The following is a 25,009-nucleotide window of genomic DNA, read 5'->3' as shown; positions in this document are numbered from 1 at the left end:
CTTAGGCTCGTTCGACGGGGCGCTGGCCGAACAGGCCGCCCGGTTTGACCAACAGGAAGGCCAGCGCGGCCACGTAGGCGATCCAGCTCTCAATGCCGCCGCCCACGAACGGGCCGAGATACACCTCGGCCAGCTTCTCCAGCGCGCCGATGATCAGCCCGCCGACGATGGCACCCAGAATGGAATCGAAACCGCCCAGCACCAGCACCGGCAGTGCCTTGAGCACCACCAGCGACAGCGAGAACTGCACGCCCAGGCGTGCGCCCCACAGCAGCCCGGCCACAAGGGCGATCACGCCGGCCGTGGCCCACACCGTGGCCCAGATGCGCGGTAGGCGCAGGCCCACGGCGATGGCGGCAAAGGTGTCGTCGGCCACGGCACGAAACGCCAAGCCAACGCGGGTGTAGCGGAAGAAGAGCGACAGCACCGTCACCATGAGTGCGGCGGTGGCCGCGGCAAACAGGTCGAAGCTGGAGACGAGAATGCCAGCAACCTGCAGCGGCGCATCGGAGATGCCGAGTTTCAGCTCATGCACCTGCGTGCCCCACGCCAGTTGCGCCACGCCTTCGATCACGTACGACAGGCCCAGCGTGGCCATGAACAGCGTGATGGGCGGTTGGTTGACCAGGGGCCGCAACACGGCGCGCTCGATGGCCAGCCCGAGCAACAACATGAGCGCAAAGGTGAGCAGCAGCGCCAGCGGGAACGGTACCCCGCGCTCCACCAGACTGACGAAGGTGAGCGCCGCAAACAGCAACTGCGCCCCCTGTGCAAAGTTGAGCACGCCCGAGGTCTTGTAGATCAGCACAAAGCCGATCGCCACCAGCGAATACATGACGCCGGAGAGCAAGCCGCCGACCAGCACCTCGGCAAAGAAGGCCGCGTCGAAGTCGCCGATCATGCGGCCTCCGCGACGTTGCTGGCCGCGTCTTGTGTCGCCTCATGCGCCACGCCGAGATAGGCATCGATGACCGCCGGATCGTCGCGCACCTCGGCTGGGGTACCGTCGGCGATCTTGCGGCCGTAGTCGAGCACGGCCACGCGGTCCGACAGGCCCAGCACGATGCCGATGTCATGCTCGATCAGCACGATGGTGGTGCCCCATTGATCGCGTGCGGCACGGATCAGCGCGGCCATCTGTGCCTTCTCCGTCACTGTCATGCCGGCAAGCGGTTCGTCGAGCAGCAGCAAGCGTGGGCGTGCAATCAGCGCGCGCGCAAGTTCAACGCGCTTCTGCAGACCATAGGGCAGGGTGCCGGCCAACCGGTCTTGCACGTCCGCCAGGCCGACGAAGTCGATGACCTGCGCGGCACGTTCGCGTGCGTCAGCCAGCTCGCGGCGTGCGCGGCCAAGACCGATCAGTTGTTCGACGAAGGTGGAGCGCGTGTACTGCACGCGGCCGAGCGCAATGTTGTCGCGCACGCTCAGCCCTTTGAATAGCGCCAGGTTCTGAAACGTGCGCGCGACCCCTAGGCCTGCCAACTGTGCGGGCGATACCTTGGCAAAGGCTCGGCCGTCCAACGAGATGCCGCCGCCATCGGGCCGGTACAGCCCACTGATGACGTTGACGAGCGAGCTCTTGCCCGCGCCGTTGGGGCCGATGATGGCGCGGATCTCCCCCTGTGCCACCGTCAGGTCGATGCCGCTGAGCGCCTGAATGCCGCCGAACGACAGCGTGATGCCCGACAGCCTGAGCGCCGGTGCGACCGCCTTTGCGGAGCTGGAGGTGCTGGACGCGAGGGCTCGCACAAGTTGCGGGTCGTCCGCGCCATGCGCAGCGGTGCCGCGTGCAAGCGGCGGCGGTACGGCCAGTTCAGACGACGTGTGGGGCATGGCGGGTCTCCGCAAAGCGACAGGCAACACGACTCCCCCGCGCCGGCTCGCACGAGCTGGCGCGTTGGGGGAAAGTGCAGGGGTTCAGATCAAGCGACGGACGCGGCAGGCTCCGGCTCGCGGGCGCTGGTGTTGGCGCTGGCGGCCTTGGCCTCCAATTCGCGCACCAGCGGCAGCACCTTGCGGCCGAAGTACTCGACTTCCTCGATGAAGTGGAGGAAGCCCGCGAGCACCAGATCCACGCCAATCGACTTCAGGTGGACGATGCGCTCAGCAATCTGCTGCGGCGTCCCGATCAGGTTGGTGCGGAAGCCATCGTTGTACTGGACCAGGTCTTCGAAGGTGGATTTGGCCCAGTTGCCTTCACCTTCGGGCGAGGCTTTGCCAGCCTGTTTCACCGCATCGCCAAAGGCGTGCACGGCTTCCACGTGGGCGTGCTTGATGATGTCGTCCAGCACGGCCTTGGCTTCTTCTTCGGTGTCGCGCGCGATGATGAAGGCGTTCACCCCGATGCGGACCTTGTGGCCGTTCGCACGGGCCTTCTCCTGGATGTCGTCGATTTGTGCCTTGATACCCTCGGGCGTGTTGCCGTTGGTGAAGTACCAGTCCGACACGCTGGCCGCGTTGTCGCGCGCAGCGCGCGAGCTGCCGCCCTGGAAGATTTCCGGATGCGGCTTCTGCAGCGGTTTGGGGCTCAGCGTGTAGTCGTTGATGCGATAGAAGTCGCCCTTGAAGGTGAACTTGTCCTGCGTCCAGATGCCCTTGAGCACGCGGATGAACTCGTTCGAGCGGCGATAGCGCTCGTCGTGCTCCAGCCATGGTTCGCCCAGCGCCTGGAACTCACCCTTGAACCAGCCGCTGACCACGTTGATGGCGATGCGGCCGTTGGAGATGTGGTCGATGGTCGCCAGTTGCTTGGCGACCACGGCCGGATGCCACGGCCCCGGCAGGATGGCCGCCAGCACCTTGAGCTTGGTGGTGGCGTGCAGGATGGCCTGGCTGAACGACACGGATTCGTGCTGGTGCTCGGCGCCGTAACCGGCGGTAAAGCGGATCTGGCTGAGTGCGTAGTCAAAGCCGGCGTTCTCTGCCGTCTGCGCAAGCTTCTGGTTGTATTCGAGGCTCCAGTCGGTGCGCTGCTGGATGGTGCTGACCACCAGCCCGCCGCTGACATTCGGAACCCAGTAGGCAAACTTGATACCGGCGCTGGAAGAGGATTGGCTCATGGCAAGGGTCCTGTGCTGGATAGGGGAACGAAACGACGCGGGCCGCTTCAGGCAGCCTGCGCGACGGGAGCGATGCGCGCGTCGTCGACACGCGGCACAGTCAGCAGGGGCAGCGCACGCGCCGCCGCCAGCGCAATGCGCTCGCGCAGGGCGTTGCTGGTGATCTCGTAACCGCTGAAATCCTGCTCCGACGCATACACGCCCAGTGGCAGCGTGCGGGCCTGGAAGAAGCTGAAGAGGGGGCGCAACTGGTGGTCGATCACCAGCGCGTGGCGGTCGCTTCCACCGGTGGCAGCCAGCAGCACGGGCACATCAATCAGGGCTTCGTGGTGGACGAGGTCGAAGAGATGCTTGAACAGCCCGGTGTAGGAGCCGCGGTACACGGGGCTCGCCACCACCAGCACGTCGGCCGATTCGATGGCCGCCAACTCCGCCTGCACCGTGCCCGGCAACTGGTCGCGATACGACACACCGCCAATGGCAGGGGCGAGGTCTTCAAGTTTGATCAGGTGAACATCAACCGGTACAATTTCGGCCAGCGCTGCCAGCAACTGTTCAACCAGTACGAGCGTCCGAGAGGGGCTCTGCACGCTCCCCGAGACAGCGACAACCTTGACCTTGCGACTCATCTTGAACACCTCTGCGCTTGTGCAACCAACGGAATGACATGCATGCGTGAGCGCAGCCGGCCTCAACGTATGTCTCAAGGCGTGTCCTGCGCTTGCAAATCATTCTGCTGTGCACCATGCGGGGCGGCATACGTAGAAATCGGAGCATCTATATTTCGCCGCCACCGTTGGTCGCTAAGTGGTTGAGCGATAAAGAGAATTGAACTCAGTGTTCGATGTTGCGCAGGCGCAATGGCCTGTTTTCATATGGAAAGACGGTTTCCGGATGCTGGAAAGCGAGCAATCTGCTGGTGAGTTGCGTGCAGAGCATCACGGTAGAACCCATGGCCTGTGAGGAGGCCAGCGCATTGGAAGTGCGATTGGTGAGGCGATACGACCGACGCGTCAACAAAGAGGAACGCTAGTCAGCTGTGGGCTCGAGCAAAGCAAACGCGAGCAGTGGTTCCACACACCCTGGATGTAGCCGAGATGTGAACAGAGTTGCCTCATGAAGGTGAATAGATTTGCTTCTGTTCGCCACCGTCGCTTGGCTGCAGTCGCCTAGTGTATTTAACATAAGATAGATTATGAGCAAAAATTCGGGGAACCAAGTACCGATGTCTTGTTCCCATCACAAGGCCAAGTCATCCGCATTCAACAATGGAAAACCTTCACGCATACCTTGACCCTATCCTGTGGGGAACCTTCAGTCATTTCGCCATCAGCCTGTGTACGGCATTGCTGATTCTCTTCGGCGGCTGGTGGCTGTCAAAACTCATTGGCCGTTGGCTGAACCGGCTGATGAGCCGCCAGGCCAAGCTTGATGCCACGCTTACGCCCATCCTCTGCGACATCAGCGTCTGGGGCATCCGCATTCTGGCCGTCATCGGGGCGCTGTCCCGGCTTGGCATTGAAACGGCCAGCATCATTGCGGTGCTTGGCGCAGCGGGTCTTGCGATTGGCCTGGCGTTGCAGGGCACGCTCCAGAACATCGCGGCCGGCATCATGTTGCTGGCGCTGCGTCCGTTCCGTGTGGGCGACTACATTGACGGCGGCGGTGGCGAGGTGGCAGGCACGGTGGAAGAAGTCAGCCTGTTCATGACGCGCCTGACCAAACCAGACGGTATCTGCGAATACGTGCCGAACAGCGCGCTATGGAGCCATACCGTGCGCAACTACACGCGCAATCCGACCCGCCGGCTGGACCTGGAAACCGAGGTGTCGCTGCAAGACGATATTGCCGGCGCCATTGAGGCACTCAAGGCGCTGGCCGCCAATGAGCCGCTGGTGCTGCCCGATCCGGCCCCCATGGCGATGGTCATGCGGTTTGACGACAGTGTCGCCGTGCTGAACCTGCGCGTCTGGGCCAAGACCGAGAACTTCTGGGACATGCGCTGGAAGCTCGCCCAGCAAGTTCGCACAACGCTGAAGGACGCACGCTGCACCCTGCCCGTCCGCATGCGCGAACTGCATATCGTGCATGACGCAACGCAAGACGCCGGTCATCAGCCCACTGGGCGCAGTAGCGAGGCCTTTGCGCAACAGTAGTTTGCGGCGTCGCGGGAGTACCTGGGGTGTGCCGGCGCGCAACACTTTTCCTGTGCATTCCCGACCGCATTGCCTAGACTCACTTTCCAGGTATTCACCCTACGAGCAAGCATCATGTGTCGCTGGCTGGCCTACTCTGGCAACCCCATTCAGATGGAGACGGTGCTGTTCCGGCCGACCCATTCGTTGATCGACCAGAGCCTGCGATCGCGCCTGGGGCACACCACCACCAATGGCGACGGGTTCGGCATCGGCTGGTATGGCGGCCATTCCGAGGTGCCCTTCCGGTATCGATGCCTGCACCCCGCCTGGAATGACACCAACCTGCGCGAAGCCGCCCGCGCCATCCGATCGTCATTGTTCGTTGCGCACGTTCGCGCGGCCACCGACACCCCCACGCAGGAAACCAACTGCCATCCGTTCCGCTATGGCCGATGGCTGTTTGCCCACAACGGGTTGATTCGCGAGTACCCGACATTGCGGCGTGACCTTATGATGGAGGTCGCGCCCGAGCTGTTTCGCTGGATTGAGGGCTCGACGGATTCCGAAGTCATGTTCTTCCTCGCGCTTACATTTGGACTGCAGCGCGAGCCGTGCGGCGCCTTGGAACAGATGGTGGGACTGATCGAGCACGTGGGCCACCGGCACGGCGTTGAGCACCCGTTGAACATGACGGTCTGCGTGACTGACGGCGAGCAGATCATCGCGGTGCGCTACTCCAGCGAGCGGGATTCGCGGTCCCTCTTCCACAGCACGTCGTTCCGGCATCTGAGCGAGCTTTATCCTGACACCTCCAAAATTACGGATGCCGGCGATGAGGCTTTCCTCGTGCTGTCCGAGCCGGTGGTGGATTTGCCCAACGCCTGGGAAGAAATTCCAGAGGAAACGCTGGTGATTGCCAAGGGCGGCGTGGTCGAGCACCACCGGTTCACCCCTCGGTTGCCGGTGTCCGAAGTGTCGGGCAAGCAACAATCCTCCTACGGGCTCGCCGCTGGTTGATCGGGCGCTCTCGCCTCTCCAACTTTCTCTTCCCCACTGAAGCCTCCTGACAAAACGTTGTCAGGAGGCTTGCGGTAACCTCGCGCCCGCGATTTGTGCCGTCAGTGAACCGGATCTCAAGAATCCGCTACAGTTTACGGCCCGATTTCTGATTGCCGGCCGGCGCCAGTTTGGCTAGCCGTGCCGGCATCCCCTACGTTCTCCAAGGACCACCCGTTATGTCTTCCGGTGTCATTCGCCTGCGCGGAGCCCGTCAGCACAACCTCAAGAACCTCGATCTGGACCTGCGCACGGGCGAAATGACCGTGGTGACCGGCCCGTCCGGCTCCGGCAAGTCGAGCCTGGTGTTCGACACCCTCTATGCCGAGGGCCAGCGCCGCTACGTCGAGACCTTCAGCGCCTACGCGCGCCAGTTCCTGGACCGCATGGACCGCCCACAGGTTGACCATGTGGAAGGCGTACCGCCAGCCATCGCCATCGACCAGACCAACCCGGTACGCAGCTCGCGCTCGACCGTCGGCACGATGACGGAGCTGAACGACCACCTCAAGCTGCTGTTTGCGCGCGCCGCCCAGTTGTTCGATCGCGATACCGCCTTGCCGGTGCGCCATGACACCCCGGAAACCATCTACAACGAGTTGCTGGCGCGCACGCGCGAGGCCGACCCGCGCCTGGTCGTGACCTTTCCGGTGGAGCTGCCTGCCAACACCAGCGCGGATGAAGTTGCACAGTGGCTCTCCGTCAGCGGCTATACGCGCGTGCAGGCCGAACGCGTCAGTGGTGAACGCAAGCTGCTCGACGTGGTGGCTGACCGCTTTCGCCTGCAAGGCGCCGAGCGTGTCCGCGCGCTGGAGGCCATCGAGTCGTCGCTCAAGCGCGGCGGCGGTCGCGTCAACGTGTACGTGTTGCCTGCAGACGAGGCTGCCGAACCCGAAATCTGGCGCTTTTCCACCGGCCTGCACTGCCCGGAGAGCGATCTGCGCTATGCCGATCCGCAGCCTGCGCTGTTTTCGTTCAACTCGGCGTATGGCGCGTGCGATGCGTGCCGCGGCTTTGGCCGCGTGATCGGCGTCGACCTGGGCCTGGTGATTCCGGACGAGCGCAAGACGCTGCGTGAAGGTGCCATCAAGCCGATGCAGACCCCGGCCTGGAAGGAGTGCCAGGACGACCTGATGCGCTACTCGGCGGCAGCCGACATCCCGCGCGACACGCCGTGGGCCGAGTTGACCGAGGCACAGCGCCATTGGGTCATCAACGGCGACCCGACCTTCAAGCGTGGCGGCTGGAACAAGCAGTGGTACGGTGTGCGCCGCTTCTTCGACTATCTGGAGTCGAAGGCATACAAGATGCACATCCGCGTGCTGCTCTCCAAGTACCGCAGCTATACGACCTGTGAGACCTGCGGTGGTGCGCGCCTGAAAACCGAATCCATGCAATGGCGCCTGGGCAGCAAGGAAAACGCAGATGCCGTCCTGGCACCGGAGCACCGCTTCATGCCGCGCGGCGTGAAATGGAGCCGCGCCCAGCTCGAAGCCCTGCCCGGCCTGACCGTGCACGACGTGATGCTGCTGCCCATCGCGCGCATCCGCCGGTTCTTTGACGAGCTGACGCTGCCCTCTACCCTGCTCGACGATGCGCTCAAGCTGCTGCTGGATGAGGTGCGCACGCGCCTGGCCTACCTGTGCGACGTCGGCATCGGCTACCTGACGCTGGACCGCCAGAGCCGCACGCTATCTGGCGGCGAGGTGCAGCGGATCAACCTGACCACGGCGCTGGGCACGTCGCTCGTCAACACGCTGTTCGTGCTGGACGAGCCGAGCATCGGCCTGCACCCGCGTGATCTGGATCGCATTGTGGAGGCCATGCAACGCCTGCGCGATGCCGGCAACACGCTCGTGGTGGTGGAACACGACCCTTCCGTCATGCTCGCCGCCGATCGCCTCATCGACATGGGCCCGAGCCCAGGCGAGCGTGGCGGTACCATCGTCTTCGACGGTACGCCCGCGGCCATCCGAAAAGCCGACACGCTCACAGGTGCCTATCTGTCCGGCCAGCGCCGCGTGGCCAACGCGACCGACTGGCAGGCCCGCCCCATCAACGGAGCCCCGCGCCTGGTGCTGGAAGGCGCCAGCCAGCACAACCTGCAGGACGTGACGATTGAAGTGCCGTTGCAACGGCTGGTGTGCGTGACGGGCGTGTCTGGCTCGGGCAAGTCGACACTGATCCAGGACGTGCTCCACCCTGCCCTGGCGCGCCATTTCGGCAAGGCGACGGAATCGCCCGGCACGTTCCGTGCGTTGCGCGGTGCGGACCAGATCAGCGACGTGGTCTTCGTCGACCAGTCCCCGATCGGCAAGACCGCGCGCTCGAACCCGGCCAGTTACGTGGGCGCATTCGACGAGATCCGCAAGCTGTTTGCTAAGGTGCCAATGGCGCTGCAACGCGGCTACACGGCGGGCACGTTCAGCTTCAACTCCGGCGACGGGCGTTGCCCAACCTGCGGCGGCTCGGGCTTCGAGCACGTCGAGATGCAGTTCCTGAGCGACATCTACCTGCGCTGCCCCGATTGCGACGGTACGCGCTATCGCGCGGAAATCCTCGAAGTGAAGCTGGAGCGCGATGGGCACAAGCTGTCGGTGGCCGATGTGCTGGAGCTGACCGTAAGCGAGGCTGCCAGCGTGTTTGCCGACGATGCAGACGTGCTGCGTGTGCTGCAGCCCATCGTCGACGTGGGTTTGGAGTACGTGAAGCTCGGCCAACCGGTGCCGACGCTCTCCGGTGGCGAAGCGCAGCGCCTGAAGCTCGCGGGCTTCCTGGCCGAAGCCGCGCAGGCGGCCCAGGCCGCCGCCCGCAAGCGCGTCAAGCCGGATGTGCCCGCCAACGCCGGCCGCCTGTTCATGTTCGACGAGCCGACCACCGGTCTGCACTTTGACGACATCGCCAAGCTGATGCGCGCGTTCGGCAAGCTGCTCGACGCAGGGCATTCGCTGATCGTGATCGAGCACAACCTCGACGTGATCCGTGCGGCTGACTGGATTATCGATCTCGGCCCCGAGGGCGGTGATGCGGGCGGCCTGCTGGTGTGTGCCGGCACGACCGAACAGGTGAAAGCCTGCGCCGCATCGCATACGGGCGCGGCGCTCAAGCAATACGAAGCGAGCATCGGGCAACGGCAGGCTGCTGATGAAGGCGTGCCACTGCAAAGCGCGCTGGCCGCACGCCGCGCACAGCGCGCTGCCGTGGCGGAAGTCCAGGGCGAGAACGTGGTGCGCATCGTCAACGCGCACGAGCACAACTTGAAGGCGATGAACGTTGACATCCCGCACGGCAAGTTCAACGTCGTGACGGGTGTGTCCGGTTCGGGCAAATCGACGCTGGCGTTCGACATCCTGTTCCACGAGGGGCAGCGCCGCTACCTCGAATCGCTCAATGCCTATGCACGTTCGATCGTGCAGCCAGCCGGCCGGCCGGAGGTGGATGCGGTGTACGGCATTCCACCCACGGTGGCCATCGAGCAGCGCCTGTCGCGCGGCGGCCGCAAGAGCACGGTGGCAACCACGTCCGAGGTGTGGCACTTCCTGCGGCTGCTGTACGTGAAGCTGGGCGTGCAGCACTGCATTCACGACGGCACGCCGGTGTCGGCACAGAGCCCCGAGGCCATCTTTGCCCAGTTGATGCGCGACCATCGCGGCCAGCACATCGGCCTGCTCGCGCCGCTGGTGGTGAACCGCAAGGGCGTGTACACCGACCTGGCCAAGTGGGCCAAGGCGCGCGGCTATACGCACCTGCGTGTCGATGGCGAGTTCCTGACCGTCGACCCGTGGCCCCGCCTAGACCGCTTCCGTGAGCACACGCTGGAACTGCCGGTGGGCGACATCGTTGTCTCGCCCGAGAACGAAGCTGCACTGCGCACGCTGATGGAACAGGCGCTGGAGTACGGCAAGGGCATCATGCACGTGCTCGCCCCGTTGGACGGCCTGCAAAACGCCATGCATAGCGGCGGCACCGCGCACGTCGGCAACGTCAAGGTGTTTTCGACCAAGCGTGCGTGTTCCACCTGCGGCACCAGCTACCCTGAGCTGGACCCGCGCATGTTCTCGTACAACAGCAAGCACGGCTGGTGCCCGAGCTGCGTTGGTACGGGCCTGGCACTCACGCGCGAGCAGCGCGCTGCGTTTGACGACACGGTGCTTGGTGGCGATGACCGTGGCCGCGAGCAGACACTGCCCTCGGAAGAGGTCGATCCGGACGGCATGACCGACCTGCCCTGCCCCGATTGCCACGGCACGCGCCTGAACCCGACGGCGCGCGCAGTGACGTTCGCCACCCAACCCATTGTCGACATCGCCCAGTGGACGGTCAGCCAGACCCGCCGTTGGGTGGAAGGCCTAGACCTGACCGGCCGCGACGCCGACATCGCCCGTGACGTGGTGGCCGAGATCCACAGCCGGCTGTCGTTCCTGGAAGAAGTTGGCCTGGGCTACCTGAGCCTGGACCGCGCCGCACCCAGCCTGTCCGGCGGCGAGGCACAGCGCATCCGACTGGCCGCGCAGCTCGGCAGCAACCTGCAGGGCGTGTGCTACGTGCTGGACGAGCCGACCATCGGCCTGCATCCGCGCGACAACCAGATCCTGCTCGACGCGCTGCGCAAGCTGGGTGACAAGGGCAACACGCTGGTGGTGGTCGAGCACGATGAAGACACCATCCGCCGTGCGGACCACATCATCGATATCGGCCCCGGTGCCGGCAAGCGCGGCGGCACGCTCGTCGCGCAGGGCGGTGTGCAGGACTTGGCCGCGCAGCCGGATTCGCTCACGGGCCGTTTCCTGTCGCAGCCGATCGAGCACCCGCTGCAGCCGCGCCGCGAGGTGGTTGCACCGCGTACCGGTGTCCAGGCGGTGCCCGAGCAGTGGCTGACAGTGCATGGCGCCAAGCTGCACAACCTGCGCAACGTCACGGCGACGATGCCGCTGTCGCGCCTGGTGGCGATTACGGGCGTATCCGGTTCAGGCAAGTCGACGCTCGCACGCGATGTGTTGATGACCAATCTGCTCGATGCGGTGGGTCGCTCAGTGCTGTCTTCACCGGCCACACGCCGTGCGCGCAAAGCTGCGCAGGCGGAAGTGCCCGCTTCCAAAACTGCGGCCAAGATGCCACGCAAGCTTGACGTCAAACACGATTGGCACGGCTGCGATGGTGTCACCGGTTGGGAAGCCATCGACCGCGTGCTGGAAGTTGACCAAACCCCGATCGGCAAGACGCCGCGTTCGTGCCCGGCGACGTACATCGGCGTGTGGGACACCATCCGCAAGCTCTTTGCCGACACGCTGGAAGCCCGCGCACGCGGCTACACCGCCTCGCGCTTCTCGTTCAATACCGGCGATGGCCGCTGCCCCGCCTGCGAGGGCCAGGGCGTGCGTACCATCGCCATGAGCTTCCTGCCGGATGTGAAGGTGGCGTGCGACGTGTGCCACGGCCAGCGCTTCAACCCCGAGACATTGGCTGTTACCTGGCGCGGCAAGAACATCGGCGAAGTGCTGACCATGGAGATCGACGAGGCTGTGGAGTTTTTCAGCGCCATGAATAGCATCGCCCACCCGCTGCAGTTGATGAAGGACGTGGGCCTTGGATACCTGACGCTGGGCCAGCCCTCGCCCACACTGTCGGGCGGCGAGGCGCAGCGCATCAAGCTCGTCACTGAACTCTCCAAGGTGCGCGACGACGTCACCCGCCGTGGCCAGAAGGCGCCGCACACGCTGTATGTACTGGACGAGCCGACCGTGGGCCTGCATATGGCCGATGTGGCCAAGCTGATTCGCGTGCTGCACCGCTTGGCGGATGGCGGCCACAGCGTGATCGTGATCGAGCATGATCTCGACGTCATTGCCGAGGCGGACTGGATTCTGGATCTCGGCCCCGAGGGTGGCGACGAAGGCGGCACCATCGTCGCGGCTTGCGGGCCGGAAGCGCTCGCGCGAATCCAGGCCAGCCATACCGGCGCGGCACTCGTGCCGGTGCTGGCGCGTGGCAAGCAGGTTGACCCGCGCACGGCAGACGAGACGGTCTAGCGTGGTGCGCGACGGTCTCTGCGCAGGTAGAGACCGTCAGCGCTGCGTCAAGTCTTGTTGGGCGCCGATGGAGCCCGTGGCCAGCGCCAGCGTCGCGGCGGCAGTGCGCGCGCCGCTGTAGGTGTCGACGTAGGCGTTCTTGGCCAGCAGCAGTTGGTTCTGTGCCATCAACACATCGGTAATCGATCCGACACCGTGGCGATATGCCGCCAGCGCTGCGTCGTATGTCGTCTGGGCGGCAGCCACCAGCGCTTGTGCCGCCTCATGCGAAGTGAGGCTGGTCTGCAGCGTGTTCTGCCCGGCAACGATCTGGCGCACCGCTTCTTGCGTGGTGCGCACGCGCTTGGCTGAAGCGCTTTCGGCATCGTTGCGCGCTTGCGCCAGCACGGCGGCGCGCAACCCGCCGTCATACAGCGGAATGGTCACACCCACAAAGGCACCCACGCCATAGCGCGTGCCATTGAGGTTTACCGTCGGCGCCTGCTGGCCGACGGGCGGGATGGCCGTGACGGCCGCGCGCCCTGAGTTGTAAGACGTGGAGGCCGAGACAAACACCTTGGGCATGAACTCCGCTTGCGCTGCCCGTATCTTCGACTGGCTGGCCTTTTCGGCCGCATAGGCGGTCAGCACATCAGGCCGCCGGGCAATGGCATCGGCAACGATCTGGTCGACCGGGGTGCGCAATGCCGGGTTCAACGTGCGGATGGGCAGGTCGGCAATCTTCGGTTTCGACAGCGGCGAGATACCCACCGCAGAGAGCAGCGACAGATACCGGTCGCTCTCCATCCCTTGCGCCTGGACTTGCGCCAGATTGGCCTGCGCACGGTTCTGCGTGGCCTGTGCGACCTCGACCACCGTACCGATCCCTTGCTTGAAGCGTGCCTTGGCGGCCGCCAGGATCGCATCGGCGTTGCTCAGCCCCTGCGCCGCAGTCACGGTACGCGCGCGCGCCGCCTCGTAGGCGTAGAACGCGACGGTTACGTCATAGATCACCTGCTGGTGCACCGCCGTGAAACCGATGTTGGCGGCAATCGACAACTGCTCGGCGGCATCCACGCGCGCCGCGCGGCCCCCAAAATCGAACAGCAGCCATTGCAACGACAGCACCGACACCGTTCCGTGCACCGTGGTATCGGTACCGGCCGTACCGAGCGGCGTCGACGATGAGCCATGCCCCGTTTGATACCCGGCCATGGCTGTGGCAGAGAGATAAGGCAGATAGGCGCTCTTTGCGATCCCTGCCGTGAGCGCGGCGTTGCGCGCATCGTTCCACGCCACGCGCGTGAGCGGGTTGTTCGATTCGGCAACGTCGATCAGCTCGGGCAGCGCGTAGGCGTGTACGGCGTCGAATGCGGCAGCGGGCGGGATCACCGCCGCAGCAGTGTTGGCTGGCAATGTGTAGCTGTCTTTCGCGACGCTCGAAGACGTGGGCAGTGACGGTGCACCTGGGACGATCTCACCAGTGTCAGTCGTGCGCGGCTGCCATGGGCGATCAGCGCGCTCAGGCGCCATGTCCAGCGCAGACGTCGCACACCCGGCCGTGACGGTGACAGCCAAGCTGAGAAAAACGGCCAACAGATCAGGCTGGCGCATGCGTCAGCGACTCCTTGGAGACAGCATCAGGGACTTCTCGTGCAATGCGGGCAAGGCGCTCGTCAACCAGTGCCAGCAGCGCATCGCGCGTGGTATCGGGGGTGGCGATCGATCCGGTGTCGGTCACCAGCCCGCTGACACCGGCACGCTCGGCCACGGCATGCAACCGCACTTGCGTCGCCGCATCACCGGGCGCGCGCTCTGCGATCAGGAACAGCGGGCTTTCGAGCGCTTCAAGCTCGGCCAGCGCGCGGCGGCGCTGCGCAATCCATTCAGGCGTGGGGCGCACCCAGGCCGGTTCGTACCGGAGCAGCGCAACGTTCGCTTCCAGCGCGCCTTGCTGCGCCATCGCCTGCGCGACCAACGTCCGTCTTTGGCCTGCGCGTACCGTTCGCGTGACCGTCTCCCATTGGCGCAGCAATGCGCCCAACGCGGCATCTGCCTGCCCTGCAATGCTCACCGGCCGAACCCGCGTGAACATCAGGTACACCACCACATTGCCCAGCAGGATGCCGATGATGCGGTCCCGCGCGATGGTCAGATCAAATGCCGGCGCCGCGCCCTGCAGCACGCACAGCAGAAACGCGAAGGCAATCTGGAAGCCCGCATACGCAATCCGCGGCGAGCCCTGCGCAACCCATGCCGACAGCCACATGCCCACAAACATCAGCGCCATCAGCTCGGTGACGGACGTCATGGTCGGTAGCACCCACACGATCGTCGAGATGCCCAGCGCCGCCCCCACCAGACAGCCGGCGATGCGCAGCGTCAGCTTTTCGACGGTCTCCGCAGCGCTGCTCAGCGACACCACGTAGCACGTGATGAAGCAGGTATGGATGCCGGACCAGTCGAGCTGCATGTACAGCAGGTAGCAGAACATCGCCGCGGCGGTGGTCTTCAGGGCGTAGCGTAGGTGGGCGGGGTTGGTGCGCGCATCCGGCAGGAAGAAGCCGCCGCGCGCTTTGGGTGGTGGCGCCTCGGCTTGTGCCGGTTCGCTCTCGACGACTGCAAAGTGGACGATGGCGGATTGCAGTTCCGTCGCCACGGCGCTTGCCAACGGCGGCAGCGTCACGTCAGCGGGCAGCGCCAGTTCGATGTCGACTGGGTAGCCTCCCTGCTCAAGCAGGTTCGCCATGGCGTGCAGTGTTTCGATGACCGGTGTGGCAACCGATACAGGCAACCGTGCCTGCGGTTCACTGGCAGCCAGGTCCGCCGCCATCAGAATGGCCGTGGTGGATGCCACGGCCTGCTGCAGCGCCGCCAGATCGCCTGGCGAGGTTGAGCCATCCACCTTTGACAACCGCAGCCACGTGGCAATCTGTTGGCTGCCTTCGCGCAGGCATGCTGTGAGTGCGGCACGGTCTGCGTCTGCCGCACCCAAGTACTCAGCGGCCAGGCGCAAACGCCGGGCCAGCGCTTGGCAAGCCAGCTTACGCGGGGATGGCCCCATCAGCAGATTCACGACGATGACTACCCCAACCGGAATCGCCACCATCAGCCACGCATAAAGCAGCGCCCGCGTCGCCAGCTCCCCCACCGGCGCAATCCCGAGTTCATCCAGCCCATACCCGACAATCATCGCCAGGATGGCCCCGACCGGGCGCAGCTTGCTGGCCGACGTCAGGAACAGCAGGCCCACCGACAGCACGACCATCCACACCACCCGCCACATTGGGTCATCGATACAAAAGATGGCGATGACGATAATCAGCCCGAGCACCACCGTCACCAGCAGCAACATGGCGATCGACAGCACGATGCTCGTCACGCGGTCGGGGCGGATCATGAAGAACACCACGTAGGCCGAGATGGCGGCAAAGGGCGTGCCGTACATGCTCGTGACCAGCGTCGTCAGCGCGCAGATGACGGCGATGCGGGTGGTGATCTCTGCCCTGCCGGGCGTTGGCGCCAGCAGCCGAAGCACCTCGCCGGGGCGAGGCCACAGCCCGCGTGCGATGTCACCGGCAGGCTGCGCCATGCTTGATCTCGACAATCGCGCTGGCGCCGACCCGCACCAGCCTGTCAGCCGGTTCCTCCAGGCGGATGCGCACCGGGAAGCGCTGCGCCACCCGCACCCAGTTCACCGACGGCTGGACGATGGGCAGCGTGCGCGGCAGGTTCAACCGATCCGTGCCGGAGATACCGGCGCCGATGCCGTCCACCTTGCCGTGGATGGCCTGGCTGCGGTCGATCATGGAGAACACCGTGGCGCAGTCGCCCACCTGGATGGCGGAGAGTGTCGTCTCGCGGAAGTTGGCCACGGCAAACCACTCGCCCGAGTGGATGAGCGTGAAGATCGACTGGTTGGGGGCAACGGTCTCGCCCGCCAGCACGGATAGGCCTGTTACCCAGCCATCGTGCGGCGCGCGCACCACGGTGTCTTGCAGCGCGTGCTGGGCGCGGGCCAGAGCGGCCTCGCGGGCGTGCAGCATGGCAATGGCATCCGCCTCGTCGCCAATGGTCTGCGCACTGGCACGCTTTTGCTCGTTGGCCTGCTGCAGTGAGATGGCGGCATCGCGCTGCGCCACCTGCGCCTGGTCCAGTTGCTGGGCGGGCACATACCCCTGGGCTGCCAGCGGGGCCAACCGGTTGACGGTGCGGGAGGCCAACTCGTAGTTGTGGGCGGCCCGGCTGCTCTGGTCGGCTGCGATGCTGGCTTTGGAGCGCTCGCCGATCAGCGACCGGCGCCGTGTGTCGAGCGAGGCCTGGGCCAGTTCCAGATCGGCTTGCGCCTGTGCAACGGTCAGGCGATACGGCACGGGATCAATCTCGAACAGCAGGTCGCCCTTCTTGACGTGCTGGTTCTCAATCACGGCCAGTTTCACGATGCGCCCGCCCACCGGTGTGGCAACGTGCACGACATCGGCATCGATGGTGGCGTCGTCGGTGGAGGGGTAGCGCGAGGTGTGGACGTAGGCATAAACCGCCACCACTACGCCGATGAGGATGATCGCCAGCGCGATCAGGTAGCCGCGCAGCGCGGGCTTGTGCAGGCCGGCCATTTTCATAGGAAGTGTCCCGAGCCAGACAGCCAGACGATCACGGCAATCACCACCCCGATCGCCACGCAAACAGAAAGCTGGAGCGGTATCCAGCTTGCCCACCCCGTCATGACAAAGATCCGGTGCGCGACCAGCGCACCCGCCGCGCCGATCAACCCGCTCAGCAGCCAGAGCGGGAAATACGCACCGAAGATGGCGTACGAGGGCGCGCCATGCGTGCTGCAGCCTTGAAGTGCCAACCCCAAGCCCGCCAGGGCAGGAACCAGCAAGACGCGCGTCGGAATGGACAGGTTTCGGCGTGGCATCGATGTCTCGGCGCCGCCCGCCAGCATGGCGCTGACTGGATCGACGATGGATCAGGGCCGAGTCACTTTATCAGCACACTTTGTGCTTGACCAGTTGTAACAAACCACGCCGCGCCCCCCACCCTCAAGGCCGATTCGGTCTATGTCTTCAGTTGGGCGGTATTTGACGCGGCAATGAGGTTGGCGGCAGGGGTGTCGTCCTTCAGATCGATGCCGCTGCGGCCGAGCGCCAGTGCGCCCTTGAGCAGGAACACGAGTTTGTCCGCCGCTTGGTCATAGCCCAATCCTGCCGGCCGGACGTTCGAGATGCAGTTGCGCTCGGCGTCGGTACGGCCAACGCGCGGCGCGTGTGTGAGGTAGATGCCGAGACTGTCGGGTGAGCTCAGGCCGGGTCGTTCACCAATGAGCATGACCACCTGGCGCGCGCTCAGCAGTTCGCCAATCTCATCGCCCAGTGCCACGCGGGATTGCTCGGCAATGACGACGGGGCCAATCGACCAGTCCGCCGGCAAGCGTTCGCGCACGCTGTGCAGGAGCGGCACGCCGTGGCTCTGTGCAGCCACTGCCGAGAGGCCGTCGGCAATCACGAAGATGGTGTCGAACGGTATTGCGGGCCGTGCCGCAGCAAGGCTTGCGCGGCTGGCATCGCTCAGGCGTCGGCCCAGGTCCGGCCGGCGCAGATACTGGGCCCGGTCTGCGGCGGCGCTATGCGCGCTCAGGCTGGTGAAGCCCGCTTGCTCAATCGCGGCAGCCAAGGATGGACCGTCGAGCGGCTGGTGTACGGCATCGCGGGCTTGTGCGTGCGCCAGACCAAAGGCGAGCACGGCATCGGTGGTCTGGCTGTTGCCGACCCGGCCCAGTGCGATGCGCGCATCGGTCAACGCACGCAAGTGCGCCCAGGGGTTGGGTTGAACGAGATTTCGCGTCGACATGGCGGGCCTTACAGCGTGTGCGCCAGCTGCAGCAGCGGCTGGCGTGCGGTGGCGTCTTGCAGGCGGCCGGCCATGTCGACAATGCCCATGCTTTGCAGCCACGCCTCGAACTCCGGTGCGGGCCGCAGGCCCTGCGTGTCGCGCAGGTAGAGCGCGTCATGAAACGACGTGCTCTGGTAGTTCAGCATGATGTCGTCGGCGCCCGGCACCCCCATGATGAAGTGGATGCCTGCCACGCCAAACAGCGTCAACAGGGTATCCATGTCGTCCTGGTCAGCCTCGGCATGGTTGGTGTAGCAGACGTCGCAGCCCATTGGCAGGCCCATCAACTTGCCGCAGAAATGGTCTTCCAGACCGGCGCGAATGATCTGCTTACCGTCATACAGATACTCCGGCCCGATAAAGCCAACCACCGTATTGACCAGCAACGGCGAGAACGCCCGTGCAACCGCGTAGGCTCGCGCCTCCATGGTCTGCTGGTCAACACCATGGTGTGCATTGGCCGACAGCGCACTGCCCTGCCCGGTTTCGAAATACATCAGGTTGTTGCCGACGGTGCCGCGCGCCAGGCTTTGTGCGGCGTCATGCGCCTCCGCCAGCAGTGCAAGGCTGATCCCGAACCCCGCATTGGCCTGCTCGCTGCCCGCGACGGATTGGAACACCAGATCCACCGGCGCCCCCTGTTCAATCGCACGCACCGTATTGGTGACGTGGGTCAGCACACAGGATTGCGTGGGAATGGCATAGCGGTCGCGCAACTCGTCGATCAACTGCAGCAGCGAGACGATGGCGCCCAGGTTGTCGGTGGCCGGGTTGACGCCGATGGTGGCGTCGCCGCAGCCGTAGAGCAGCCCGTCGATGATCGACGCGGCAATGCCCTTGGGGTCATCCGTCGGGTGATTGGGCTGCAGCCGGACCGACAATCGCCCAGGCAAGCCGATGGTGTTGCGAAAACGCGTGACCACGCGGCACTTGCGGGCGACGGCAATCAGGTCTTGGTTGCGCATCAGCTTGCTGACGGCTGCGGCCATCTCCGGCGTAATGCCGGGCGCGACCTTGGCCAGGGCCGCACAGTCGGTCTCATGCAGGAGCAGCCAGTTGCGGAATTCCCCCACCGTGAACGACGCGATGGGCCTGAACGCCTGTGCATCGTGGCTATCCAGGATCAAGCGCGTGACCTCGTCGTCCTCATAGGGCACGAGCACTTCGCTCAGGAAGACCGACATCGGCACGTCCGCCAGCGCCATGCGGGCCGCCATGCGTTCGGCTTCGCTGGTGGCGGCAAGACCGGCAAGGTAATCGCCCGAGCGCGCCGGGCTGGCCTTGGCCAGCAGCGTCTTGAGATCGTTGAACACATGGCGCTGTGCGCCGACGGTGTGGGCAAAGTGCATGATGGGATATACGCTTGAGAAGTGCGGCGTTGCAACGTCTACCGTCTCACTTTAGGCGCCGGCAGCCCTGGCGCTTGTTAAGACTGCGGGGTTGGCTCGCTTGCCGTTTGAAACGGCCACCCCCCTCCTCCCAGCCAACCTCCCCTCGCATTCTTTCGGTTTCCTGACGGAATCCGCACAAAAAAGTCTGCCTAGACAGGGTTTGCCCTAAAGAAGTGCGCTCGGCTGCCGTCACATTGTGAAGAAACAACCGTTTGCGCGCGCGCGTTCTCACCCATGGCGACGACCAACACCTACATCCCACCGATCTCCCTCCCGGGCATCGGCACCAACATCGACGTCAACAACCTGGTCACCAAGCTGATGCAGGCTGAAGGCAAGGGGATGGTGGTTCACCAGAACCAGCAGAAGGTCTTTCAGGCACAGCTCTCTGCGGTGGGTTCGCTCAAGAGCGCGCTGTCGTCCTTCCAGACGGCGATGGCCAACCTGACCAACGCCGACACCTTCAGCGGCATGAAGGCCAGCGGGTACGACACGTCGATCCTGAACGTGAACGTGGGCAGCACGGCGCCGTCGGGCACGTACAACGTCAAGGTGACGCAGTTGGCACAGGCGCAGGTGCTGAGCGCGCAAGGTCAGGCGTCCAACAAGGTGCCGGTGGGCAGCGGCACGCCCACCACGATCTCGTTCTCGTTCGGCACGGTGTCGGGGGGCACCTTTACCGACGGCAAGTACACCGGCGCCACGTTCACGCAGAACGGCAACCTGGCGGGCGGCTCCATCAAGATCGATGCCTCCAACAACACGCTGTCGGGCATTCGGGACGCGATCAACTCGGCCAATCTGGGTGTATCGGCCAGCATCGTCAACGACGGTAGCGGCAACCCGTACCGCCTGGTGCTGACCTCCACCGCCGGTGGCGCCAATTCGGAGATGAAGATCTCGGTGTCGGGCGATTCGACGCTGCAATCGCTGCTGGCGCACGATCCGTCCGGCACGCAAAACATGACCGAAGTGGCCACGGGCCAGAACGCCCTGGCCAACGTCAACGGCATCAATGTGCAAAGCCCCACCAACACTCTCACGGATGTGGTGGATGGCACGTCGTTCACGCTGTCCAAGACCGGCAACACAACGGTGACAGTGGGCAACGATGCGGGTCAGGCCAGCCAGTCGGTGCTGAACTTCGTCAAGGCTTACAACGCCCTGCGCATCCAACTCAATTCGTTGACCAGGTTTGATACCGCCAATGCCGCCAACAACGGCGCGCTGGCGGGGGATGTCAGCACCAAGGCGCTGATCAACCAGGTGACAGACGTGCTTGGCCAGGGGATCGGCAATGGCGCATTCCAATCACTGGGCAGCATTGGTGTGACGATGGACAAGGAAGGCACACTGTCGATTGACGACAGCAAGCTCACCGCGGCCCTCAAGAAATCGCCCGGCCAGGTGGCTGCGCTGTTTGCGGGCACCGGCACAGCAACGGACTCGATGCTCAAGGTCTCGGCCTTCTCCAAGACCACGCAGGCCGGCAACTACGCCATCAACGTTACGCAGTTGGCGACGCAGGGCTCACTCAAGGGCTCGGCGGCAGCCAATACGACGATCCAGAGCGGCGTGAACGACAGCCTGTCGGTCACGCTCAGCGGCATCACCACCAGCATCAAGGTGCCGGCCGGCAGCTACACGCCGCAAAGCCTGGCCGCCCAGGTGCAGAGCCAGATCAATGCTTCGCCGGATCTGCAGAAGGCCAAGGTGGATGTCGCGATTGCGGCGGATGCCAACGGCGTGCTGACGTTCACTGACCGCCAGTACGGCTCGATGTCGACGGTGTCGGTGTCGGGCAATGGCGCGGCGTCGCTGCTGGGCGGCAGCCCGACGGCCACGGCCGGGCGCGACGTGCAAGGCACGATCAATGGCGTGGCGGCCACCGGCTCCGGGCAGAACCTGTACGGCGCCAACGGCTCGGCAGCCGAAGGCCTGACCGTGCAGGTGATGGGCGGTGCGCTGGGGGACCGCGGGAGCGTGACCGTCCAGCGTGGCTACGCGGCACAGTTGCATACCGTATCGACCAATCTGCTGGCCGACAAAGGCATGGTGCAGAACGCTGCCGATGCCATCAACAGCTCGCTCACCACGCTCTCCAGCCGGATGACGCAGATGCAGCGCCAGTTGGACGCCAAGCAGGCGCTCTACTACGCGCAATTCAATGCACTGTCGAAGGTCGTTGCCGGCATGACGAACACCAGCAACTACCTGACGCAGCAATTGGCGATGCTGCAGAAACAGCGTACGGGTGGCTAAGCTGACGTGAAACGGCCCGGTATTCAACCGGCGCCGTAATGGACGGCCAGCCAGATCGTCGGCCGGCTGGCGTCGGTCCACGCCACACGATGCCGGCAATGCGCGGGGAGGTGCAGCCAGATGCCAGGCTGTAGCAGGCGCGGCGCAGCTTCCCCTTCGATCTGCACCGCCGCGCTGCCCTCTACCAGCAGCACCCATTCCTCCTGGGCGCTGTCGTACCAGAACCCGGGTGGGCTAGCTTGCCCGTTGGAGACGATGCGCTCGATCTTCAGCCCGGGGCGTTCCAGCAACGCGGTGAAGACCTCCTCGGGGGCGCCGGCCGGCACATCGGTGAAGAGATTGCCCTGGTTCTCGCCCATCGCTTGCCTCCATGTACCAGCGGTGCTCAATCGCTGCTGCCGGGCGCCAGCACTTCGCGTTGGCCATTGCGGCCCATTGGGGAGACCAACCCCGCGGCTTCCATCTGCTCGATTAGCCGCGCGGCGCGGTTGTAACCGATGCGCAGTTGCCGCTGTACGGACGAGATCGATGCCCGGCGCGTGTTCAGCACAAAGGCTGCGGCTTCGTCATAGAGCGGGTCAGCTTCCGCATCACCGCTTTCGCCACCGAACAGGTCGCCGCTAGCAGCAGCCTCACCCGGGTCACCGGCCAGGATGGCCTCGTCGTATTCGGGCTCGCCAAACTGCTTCCAGTGCTCGACCACGCGGTGCACTTCTTCATCGGCCACAAAGGCGCCGTGCACGCGTTGCGGATACCCGGTGCCCGGCGGCAAGAACAGCATGTCGCCCTGGCCGAGCAGCGATTCCGCGCCCATCTGGTCGAGAATCGTGCGCGAGTCGATCTTGGACGACACCTGGAATGCCACGCGCGTCGGAATGTTGGCCTTGATCAGGCCGGTGATCACGTCCACCGACGGCCGCTGTGTCGCCAGAATCAGGTGGATGCCGGCCGCACGGGCCTTCTGTGCCAGGCGTGCGATCAGCTCTTCGATCTTCTTGCCGGCCACCATCATCAGGTCGGCCAGCTCGTCGATCACCACCACGATCAGCGGTAGCGTGGACAGCGGCTCCGGTGCATCGGGCGTGAGCGAGAACGGATTCGGCACCTTGCGGCCGGCCTGCTCCGCGGCGCGGATCTTCTGGTTGTAGCCAGCCAGGTTGCGCACGCCCAGGGCGGACATCAGGCGGTAGCGCTTTTCCATCTCGCCCACGCACCAGTTGAGCGCGTGCGCGGCCTGCTTCATGTCGGTCACCACCGGCGCGAGCAGATGCGGAATGCCCTCGTACACCGAGAGTTCCAGCATCTTCGGGTCGATCATGATCATGCGCACGTCGTCGGGCGTGGCCTTGTACAGCATCGACAGGATCATCGCGTTGACGGCCACCGACTTGCCCGAACCGGTCGTGCCGGCCACCAGCAGATGCGGCGCACGGGCGAGGTCGGTTACCACCGGGTTGCCGGTGATGTCCTTGCCCATGGCCAGCACGAGGTGCGAGGCGTGCGACTGGAAATCCGCGGCGTTCACGACTTCCGACAGGCGGATCATCTCGCGCTTTGCATTGGGTAACTCCAGACCCATGCAGGTCTTGCCGGGAATGGTCTCGACCACGCGGATGGAGGTCACGCCCAGCGCGCGTGCCAGATCCTTCATTAGGCCGACGACCTGTGCGCCACGAACGCCGATGGCCGGATCGACCTCGAAGCGCGTGATGACCGGGCCAGCCGAGGCACCGACCACCGTCACGGGCACCTTGAACTCGGCCAGGCGCTGGGTAATCAGGTTGCTGGTCTCGTCCAAGTGTTCGGGAGAGACGGACTCGGTGTTGGCGGAAGCGGCCGTCAGCAGTGCGGCGCCGGGCAGGCGGTAGTCCACATGGCGCGGCACGACAGGGGCCGGCGCAGGCACGGGGGCCGCCACGGCAGCGGCCTGCGGCACCGCGCGCGAGACCACGTTGCCCACCACAGCGGGCAGAACGATGCGCGGCTTGGTGGCCGGTGCTGCGACGGCCGATGACTCCACCTCTTCCAACGATGGCTCGGGGACGGAGGCCTCAGGCATTGGCAATGCCTCGAGAATCGGCTCCAGTTCGGTGGTTTCGACTTCGATTTCCGCGTCGACTCTAGCTTCGACAGCGATTGGTGCCGGCTCGGGCGTCGCGGGAGCAGGTGTTATCAGACCGCGCAGCTCCGCCAGCAATGCTTCGGCCTCCTGGCGCACCGCCTCCAGATCCACCGTCTGCACTTCGGGTGCTGCTTCCTGTGTCTCAACGGTCTCCACTTCCGGATGTTCTGTCATGACCGTTTCGACAACAGGTTCATCGGTGGCCTTGGGTGGCTCGGGAGGCGTCTCCACTTGCGCGGTGGCAGGCGCCGGTTGCACCTGTTGCGGACGCAGTCCGAGCTGAGGCTGATGAAATGGGCTGCTGACGATCGTGGCGCGCGGCTTGGCGCGAGCCGGTGCGGATGCCGGCGCTGGCGCTGGAGAAGGCGTCGCTGCAGGTGCTGGCGCCGACGCCGTTTTTGTGTCGACGGCAGGGTTGGCAGCCGCAGCCTTCTGTGCGTCGAGCAGCGGCCAGATCTCGCCAGGCTGCGGCGGTGACGGACGCGTGCGCGGCGGCGGTTGCCATGTCGGTTGGCGGCGGGCAGAAACGGCTTCGATGCCACGATGGCGTACGGTCGGCTGCGCAGGGCCGGCGTTGCCGGTCCAATGGGCTTGCGCAGCGCCGCCCAGGCCAAGCGCAGTCGGCTTCAGGCTCTCGTCATGCGGTTCTTCGTGATCCGGGGCGGGCTCGTCGAGTGCATCTTCCTGCACGGCGCGGCTACGGTTGAACAGCTGCCGCCATGATCGTCCAAACACCATGGGTGCCACCCAGGCCAGCACGCCGAGCATCAGCAGGAAGGCGCCAGTCCAGCCCAGCATGTGGGAGAACAGCGCCGACAGCGCGCGCCCTGCCGCTCCACCGGCCTTGTCCTGCGGATCGGCGCCCGAGGTGAGCGCTTCGAGCGTGGCGCTGGTGCACAGCGCCACAACCGTGACCAGCCAGAGCCGCACGGTGCCCCGGCCCTTGAGGAAGCCGCGCTCCCCCGCCAGTGCCCGCGTCGCGTACCGCCACACCATCGGCAGCAGCCACACGGTAGAAATGCCAAACCAGCCAAGCCCCATTTCGAAATGCCATCTGCGAATCCAAGCCCGCGATTGT

General features: G+C 65.0%; 16 protein-coding genes. 4 read left to right on the top strand and 12 right to left on the bottom strand.

The genetic code is table 11. The annotated features are described in order from the left end of the window. Nucleotide 1: 1 nt before the first annotated feature. From ACS13N_RS25600 to msuE, 4 genes are all read right to left on the bottom strand, one after another. On the bottom strand, nucleotides 2-901 hold the full coding sequence (locus ACS13N_RS25600) for a branched-chain amino acid ABC transporter permease (RefSeq protein ID WP_197495062.1): 900 nt from the start codon (nucleotides 899-901) through the stop codon (nucleotides 2-4). Further along, complete coding sequence (locus tag ACS13N_RS25595) at nucleotides 898-1,833, bottom strand: ABC transporter ATP-binding protein (protein ID WP_438934390.1); 936 nt, start codon at nucleotides 1,831-1,833, stop codon at nucleotides 898-900. The genes ACS13N_RS25600 and ACS13N_RS25595 overlap by 4 nt, the downstream gene beginning before the upstream one ends. 89 nt (nucleotides 1,834-1,922) lie before the next feature. After that, nucleotides 1,923-3,059, bottom strand: a complete 1,137-nt coding sequence (sfnG, locus tag ACS13N_RS25590; protein WP_438934389.1) for a dimethylsulfone monooxygenase SfnG — start codon at nucleotides 3,057-3,059, stop codon at nucleotides 1,923-1,925. A gap of 47 nt (nucleotides 3,060-3,106) precedes the next feature. Next, nucleotides 3,107-3,688, bottom strand: a complete 582-nt coding sequence (msuE, locus tag ACS13N_RS25585) for an FMN reductase (protein ID WP_438934388.1) — start codon at nucleotides 3,686-3,688, stop codon at nucleotides 3,107-3,109. Nucleotides 3,689-4,327: 639 nt separating this feature from the next. Between msuE and ACS13N_RS25580 the strand changes: the two genes are divergently transcribed. From ACS13N_RS25580 to uvrA, 3 genes are all read left to right on the top strand, one after another. Beyond that, on the top strand, nucleotides 4,328-5,215 hold the full coding sequence (locus ACS13N_RS25580) for a mechanosensitive ion channel family protein (RefSeq protein WP_438934387.1): 888 nt from the start codon (nucleotides 4,328-4,330) through the stop codon (nucleotides 5,213-5,215). Between the two features lie 114 nt (nucleotides 5,216-5,329). Then, entirely contained in the window at nucleotides 5,330-6,214 is an 885-nt protein-coding gene (locus tag ACS13N_RS25575; RefSeq protein ID WP_438934386.1) for a class II glutamine amidotransferase, read from the top strand. 218 nt (nucleotides 6,215-6,432) lie between these two features. Beyond that, nucleotides 6,433-12,282, top strand: a complete 5,850-nt coding sequence (gene uvrA / locus ACS13N_RS25570; RefSeq protein ID WP_438934385.1) for an excinuclease ABC subunit UvrA — start codon at nucleotides 6,433-6,435, stop codon at nucleotides 12,280-12,282. A gap of 36 nt (nucleotides 12,283-12,318) precedes the next feature. Here uvrA and ACS13N_RS25565 read toward each other — a convergent pair whose 3' ends face one another. The 6 genes from ACS13N_RS25565 to ACS13N_RS25540 form a co-directional block, all read right to left on the bottom strand. Beyond that, entirely contained in the window at nucleotides 12,319-13,875 is a 1,557-nt protein-coding gene (locus tag ACS13N_RS25565) for a TolC family protein (protein ID WP_438934384.1), read from the bottom strand. Next, nucleotides 13,862-15,853, bottom strand: a complete 1,992-nt coding sequence (locus ACS13N_RS25560) for an FUSC family protein (RefSeq protein ID WP_438934383.1) — start codon at nucleotides 15,851-15,853, stop codon at nucleotides 13,862-13,864. The genes ACS13N_RS25565 and ACS13N_RS25560 overlap by 14 nt, the downstream gene beginning before the upstream one ends. Further along, on the bottom strand, nucleotides 15,834-16,883 hold the full coding sequence (gene mdtN / locus ACS13N_RS25555) for a multidrug transporter subunit MdtN (RefSeq protein ID WP_438934382.1): 1,050 nt from the start codon (nucleotides 16,881-16,883) through the stop codon (nucleotides 15,834-15,836). Before mdtN ends, ACS13N_RS25560 begins: the two co-directional genes overlap by 20 nt. Beyond that, nucleotides 16,880-17,182 (bottom strand): hypothetical protein, encoded by a 303-nt coding sequence (locus ACS13N_RS25550; RefSeq protein ID WP_438934381.1) that lies wholly within the window; start codon nucleotides 17,180-17,182, stop codon nucleotides 16,880-16,882. Before ACS13N_RS25550 ends, mdtN begins: the two co-directional genes overlap by 4 nt. 140 nt (nucleotides 17,183-17,322) lie before the next feature. Then, entirely contained in the window at nucleotides 17,323-18,114 is a 792-nt protein-coding gene (gene eutC, locus ACS13N_RS25545) for an ethanolamine ammonia-lyase subunit EutC (protein WP_438934380.1), read from the bottom strand. An 8-nt stretch (nucleotides 18,115-18,122) separates the two neighbouring features. Then, nucleotides 18,123-19,505 carry an ethanolamine ammonia-lyase subunit EutB gene (locus tag ACS13N_RS25540; RefSeq protein ID WP_438934379.1) on the bottom strand — a complete coding sequence of 461 codons (1,383 nt, stop codon included), beginning with the start codon at nucleotides 19,503-19,505 and terminating at the stop codon, nucleotides 18,123-18,125. Nucleotides 19,506-19,781: 276 nt separating this feature from the next. Here ACS13N_RS25540 and fliD point away from each other — a divergent pair, with 276 nt between their 5' ends. After that, nucleotides 19,782-21,809, top strand: a complete 2,028-nt coding sequence (fliD, locus tag ACS13N_RS25535) for a flagellar filament capping protein FliD (protein ID WP_438934378.1) — start codon at nucleotides 19,782-19,784, stop codon at nucleotides 21,807-21,809. Between the two features lie 23 nt (nucleotides 21,810-21,832). Here the strand turns inward: fliD and ACS13N_RS25530 are convergent, their stop codons facing one another. Both ACS13N_RS25530 and ACS13N_RS25525 read right to left on the bottom strand, forming a co-directional pair. Continuing rightward, complete coding sequence (locus ACS13N_RS25530; RefSeq protein WP_438934377.1) at nucleotides 21,833-22,168, bottom strand: cupin; 336 nt, start codon at nucleotides 22,166-22,168, stop codon at nucleotides 21,833-21,835. 26 nt (nucleotides 22,169-22,194) lie between these two features. Continuing rightward, a complete protein-coding gene (locus ACS13N_RS25525; protein ID WP_438934376.1) occupies nucleotides 22,195-24,972 on the bottom strand; it encodes a DNA translocase FtsK 4TM domain-containing protein in 2,778 nt (925 codons plus the stop codon). Nucleotides 24,973-25,009: the final 37 nt, after the last annotated feature.

The organism is Ralstonia sp. 24A2, from assembly GCF_051783885.1.
GTDB lineage: Bacteria > Pseudomonadota > Gammaproteobacteria > Burkholderiales > Burkholderiaceae > Ralstonia.
This window is presented reverse-complemented; position numbering and strand designations above follow the sequence as displayed.

Excerpts from the sequence above, each read along its gene's own strand:
- ACS13N_RS25600 (WP_197495062.1), bottom strand. The coding sequence starts at position 901 with ATGATCGGCGACTTCGACGCGGCCTTCTTTGCCGAGGTGCTGGTCGGC.
- ACS13N_RS25595 (WP_438934390.1), bottom strand. The coding sequence starts at position 1,833 with ATGCCCCACACGTCGTCTGAACTGGCCGTACCGCCGCCGCTTGCACGC.
- sfnG (WP_438934389.1), bottom strand. The coding sequence starts at position 3,059 with ATGAGCCAATCCTCTTCCAGCGCCGGTATCAAGTTTGCCTACTGGGTT.
- msuE (WP_438934388.1), bottom strand. The coding sequence starts at position 3,688 with ATGAGTCGCAAGGTCAAGGTTGTCGCTGTCTCGGGGAGCGTGCAGAGC.
- ACS13N_RS25580 (WP_438934387.1), top strand. The coding sequence starts at position 4,328 with ATGGAAAACCTTCACGCATACCTTGACCCTATCCTGTGGGGAACCTTC.
- ACS13N_RS25575 (WP_438934386.1), top strand. The coding sequence starts at position 5,330 with ATGTGTCGCTGGCTGGCCTACTCTGGCAACCCCATTCAGATGGAGACG.
- uvrA (WP_438934385.1), top strand. The coding sequence starts at position 6,433 with ATGTCTTCCGGTGTCATTCGCCTGCGCGGAGCCCGTCAGCACAACCTC.
- ACS13N_RS25565 (WP_438934384.1), bottom strand. The coding sequence starts at position 13,875 with ATGCGCCAGCCTGATCTGTTGGCCGTTTTTCTCAGCTTGGCTGTCACC.
- ACS13N_RS25560 (WP_438934383.1), bottom strand. The coding sequence starts at position 15,853 with ATGGCGCAGCCTGCCGGTGACATCGCACGCGGGCTGTGGCCTCGCCCC.
- mdtN (WP_438934382.1), bottom strand. The coding sequence starts at position 16,883 with ATGAAAATGGCCGGCCTGCACAAGCCCGCGCTGCGCGGCTACCTGATC.
- ACS13N_RS25550 (WP_438934381.1), bottom strand. The coding sequence starts at position 17,182 with ATGCCACGCCGAAACCTGTCCATTCCGACGCGCGTCTTGCTGGTTCCT.
- eutC (WP_438934380.1), bottom strand. The coding sequence starts at position 18,114 with ATGTCGACGCGAAATCTCGTTCAACCCAACCCCTGGGCGCACTTGCGT.
- ACS13N_RS25540 (WP_438934379.1), bottom strand. The coding sequence starts at position 19,505 with ATGCACTTTGCCCACACCGTCGGCGCACAGCGCCATGTGTTCAACGAT.
- fliD (WP_438934378.1), top strand. The coding sequence starts at position 19,782 with ATGGCGACGACCAACACCTACATCCCACCGATCTCCCTCCCGGGCATC.
- ACS13N_RS25530 (WP_438934377.1), bottom strand. The coding sequence starts at position 22,168 with ATGGGCGAGAACCAGGGCAATCTCTTCACCGATGTGCCGGCCGGCGCC.
- ACS13N_RS25525 (WP_438934376.1), bottom strand. The coding sequence starts at position 24,972 with ATGGGGCTTGGCTGGTTTGGCATTTCTACCGTGTGGCTGCTGCCGATG.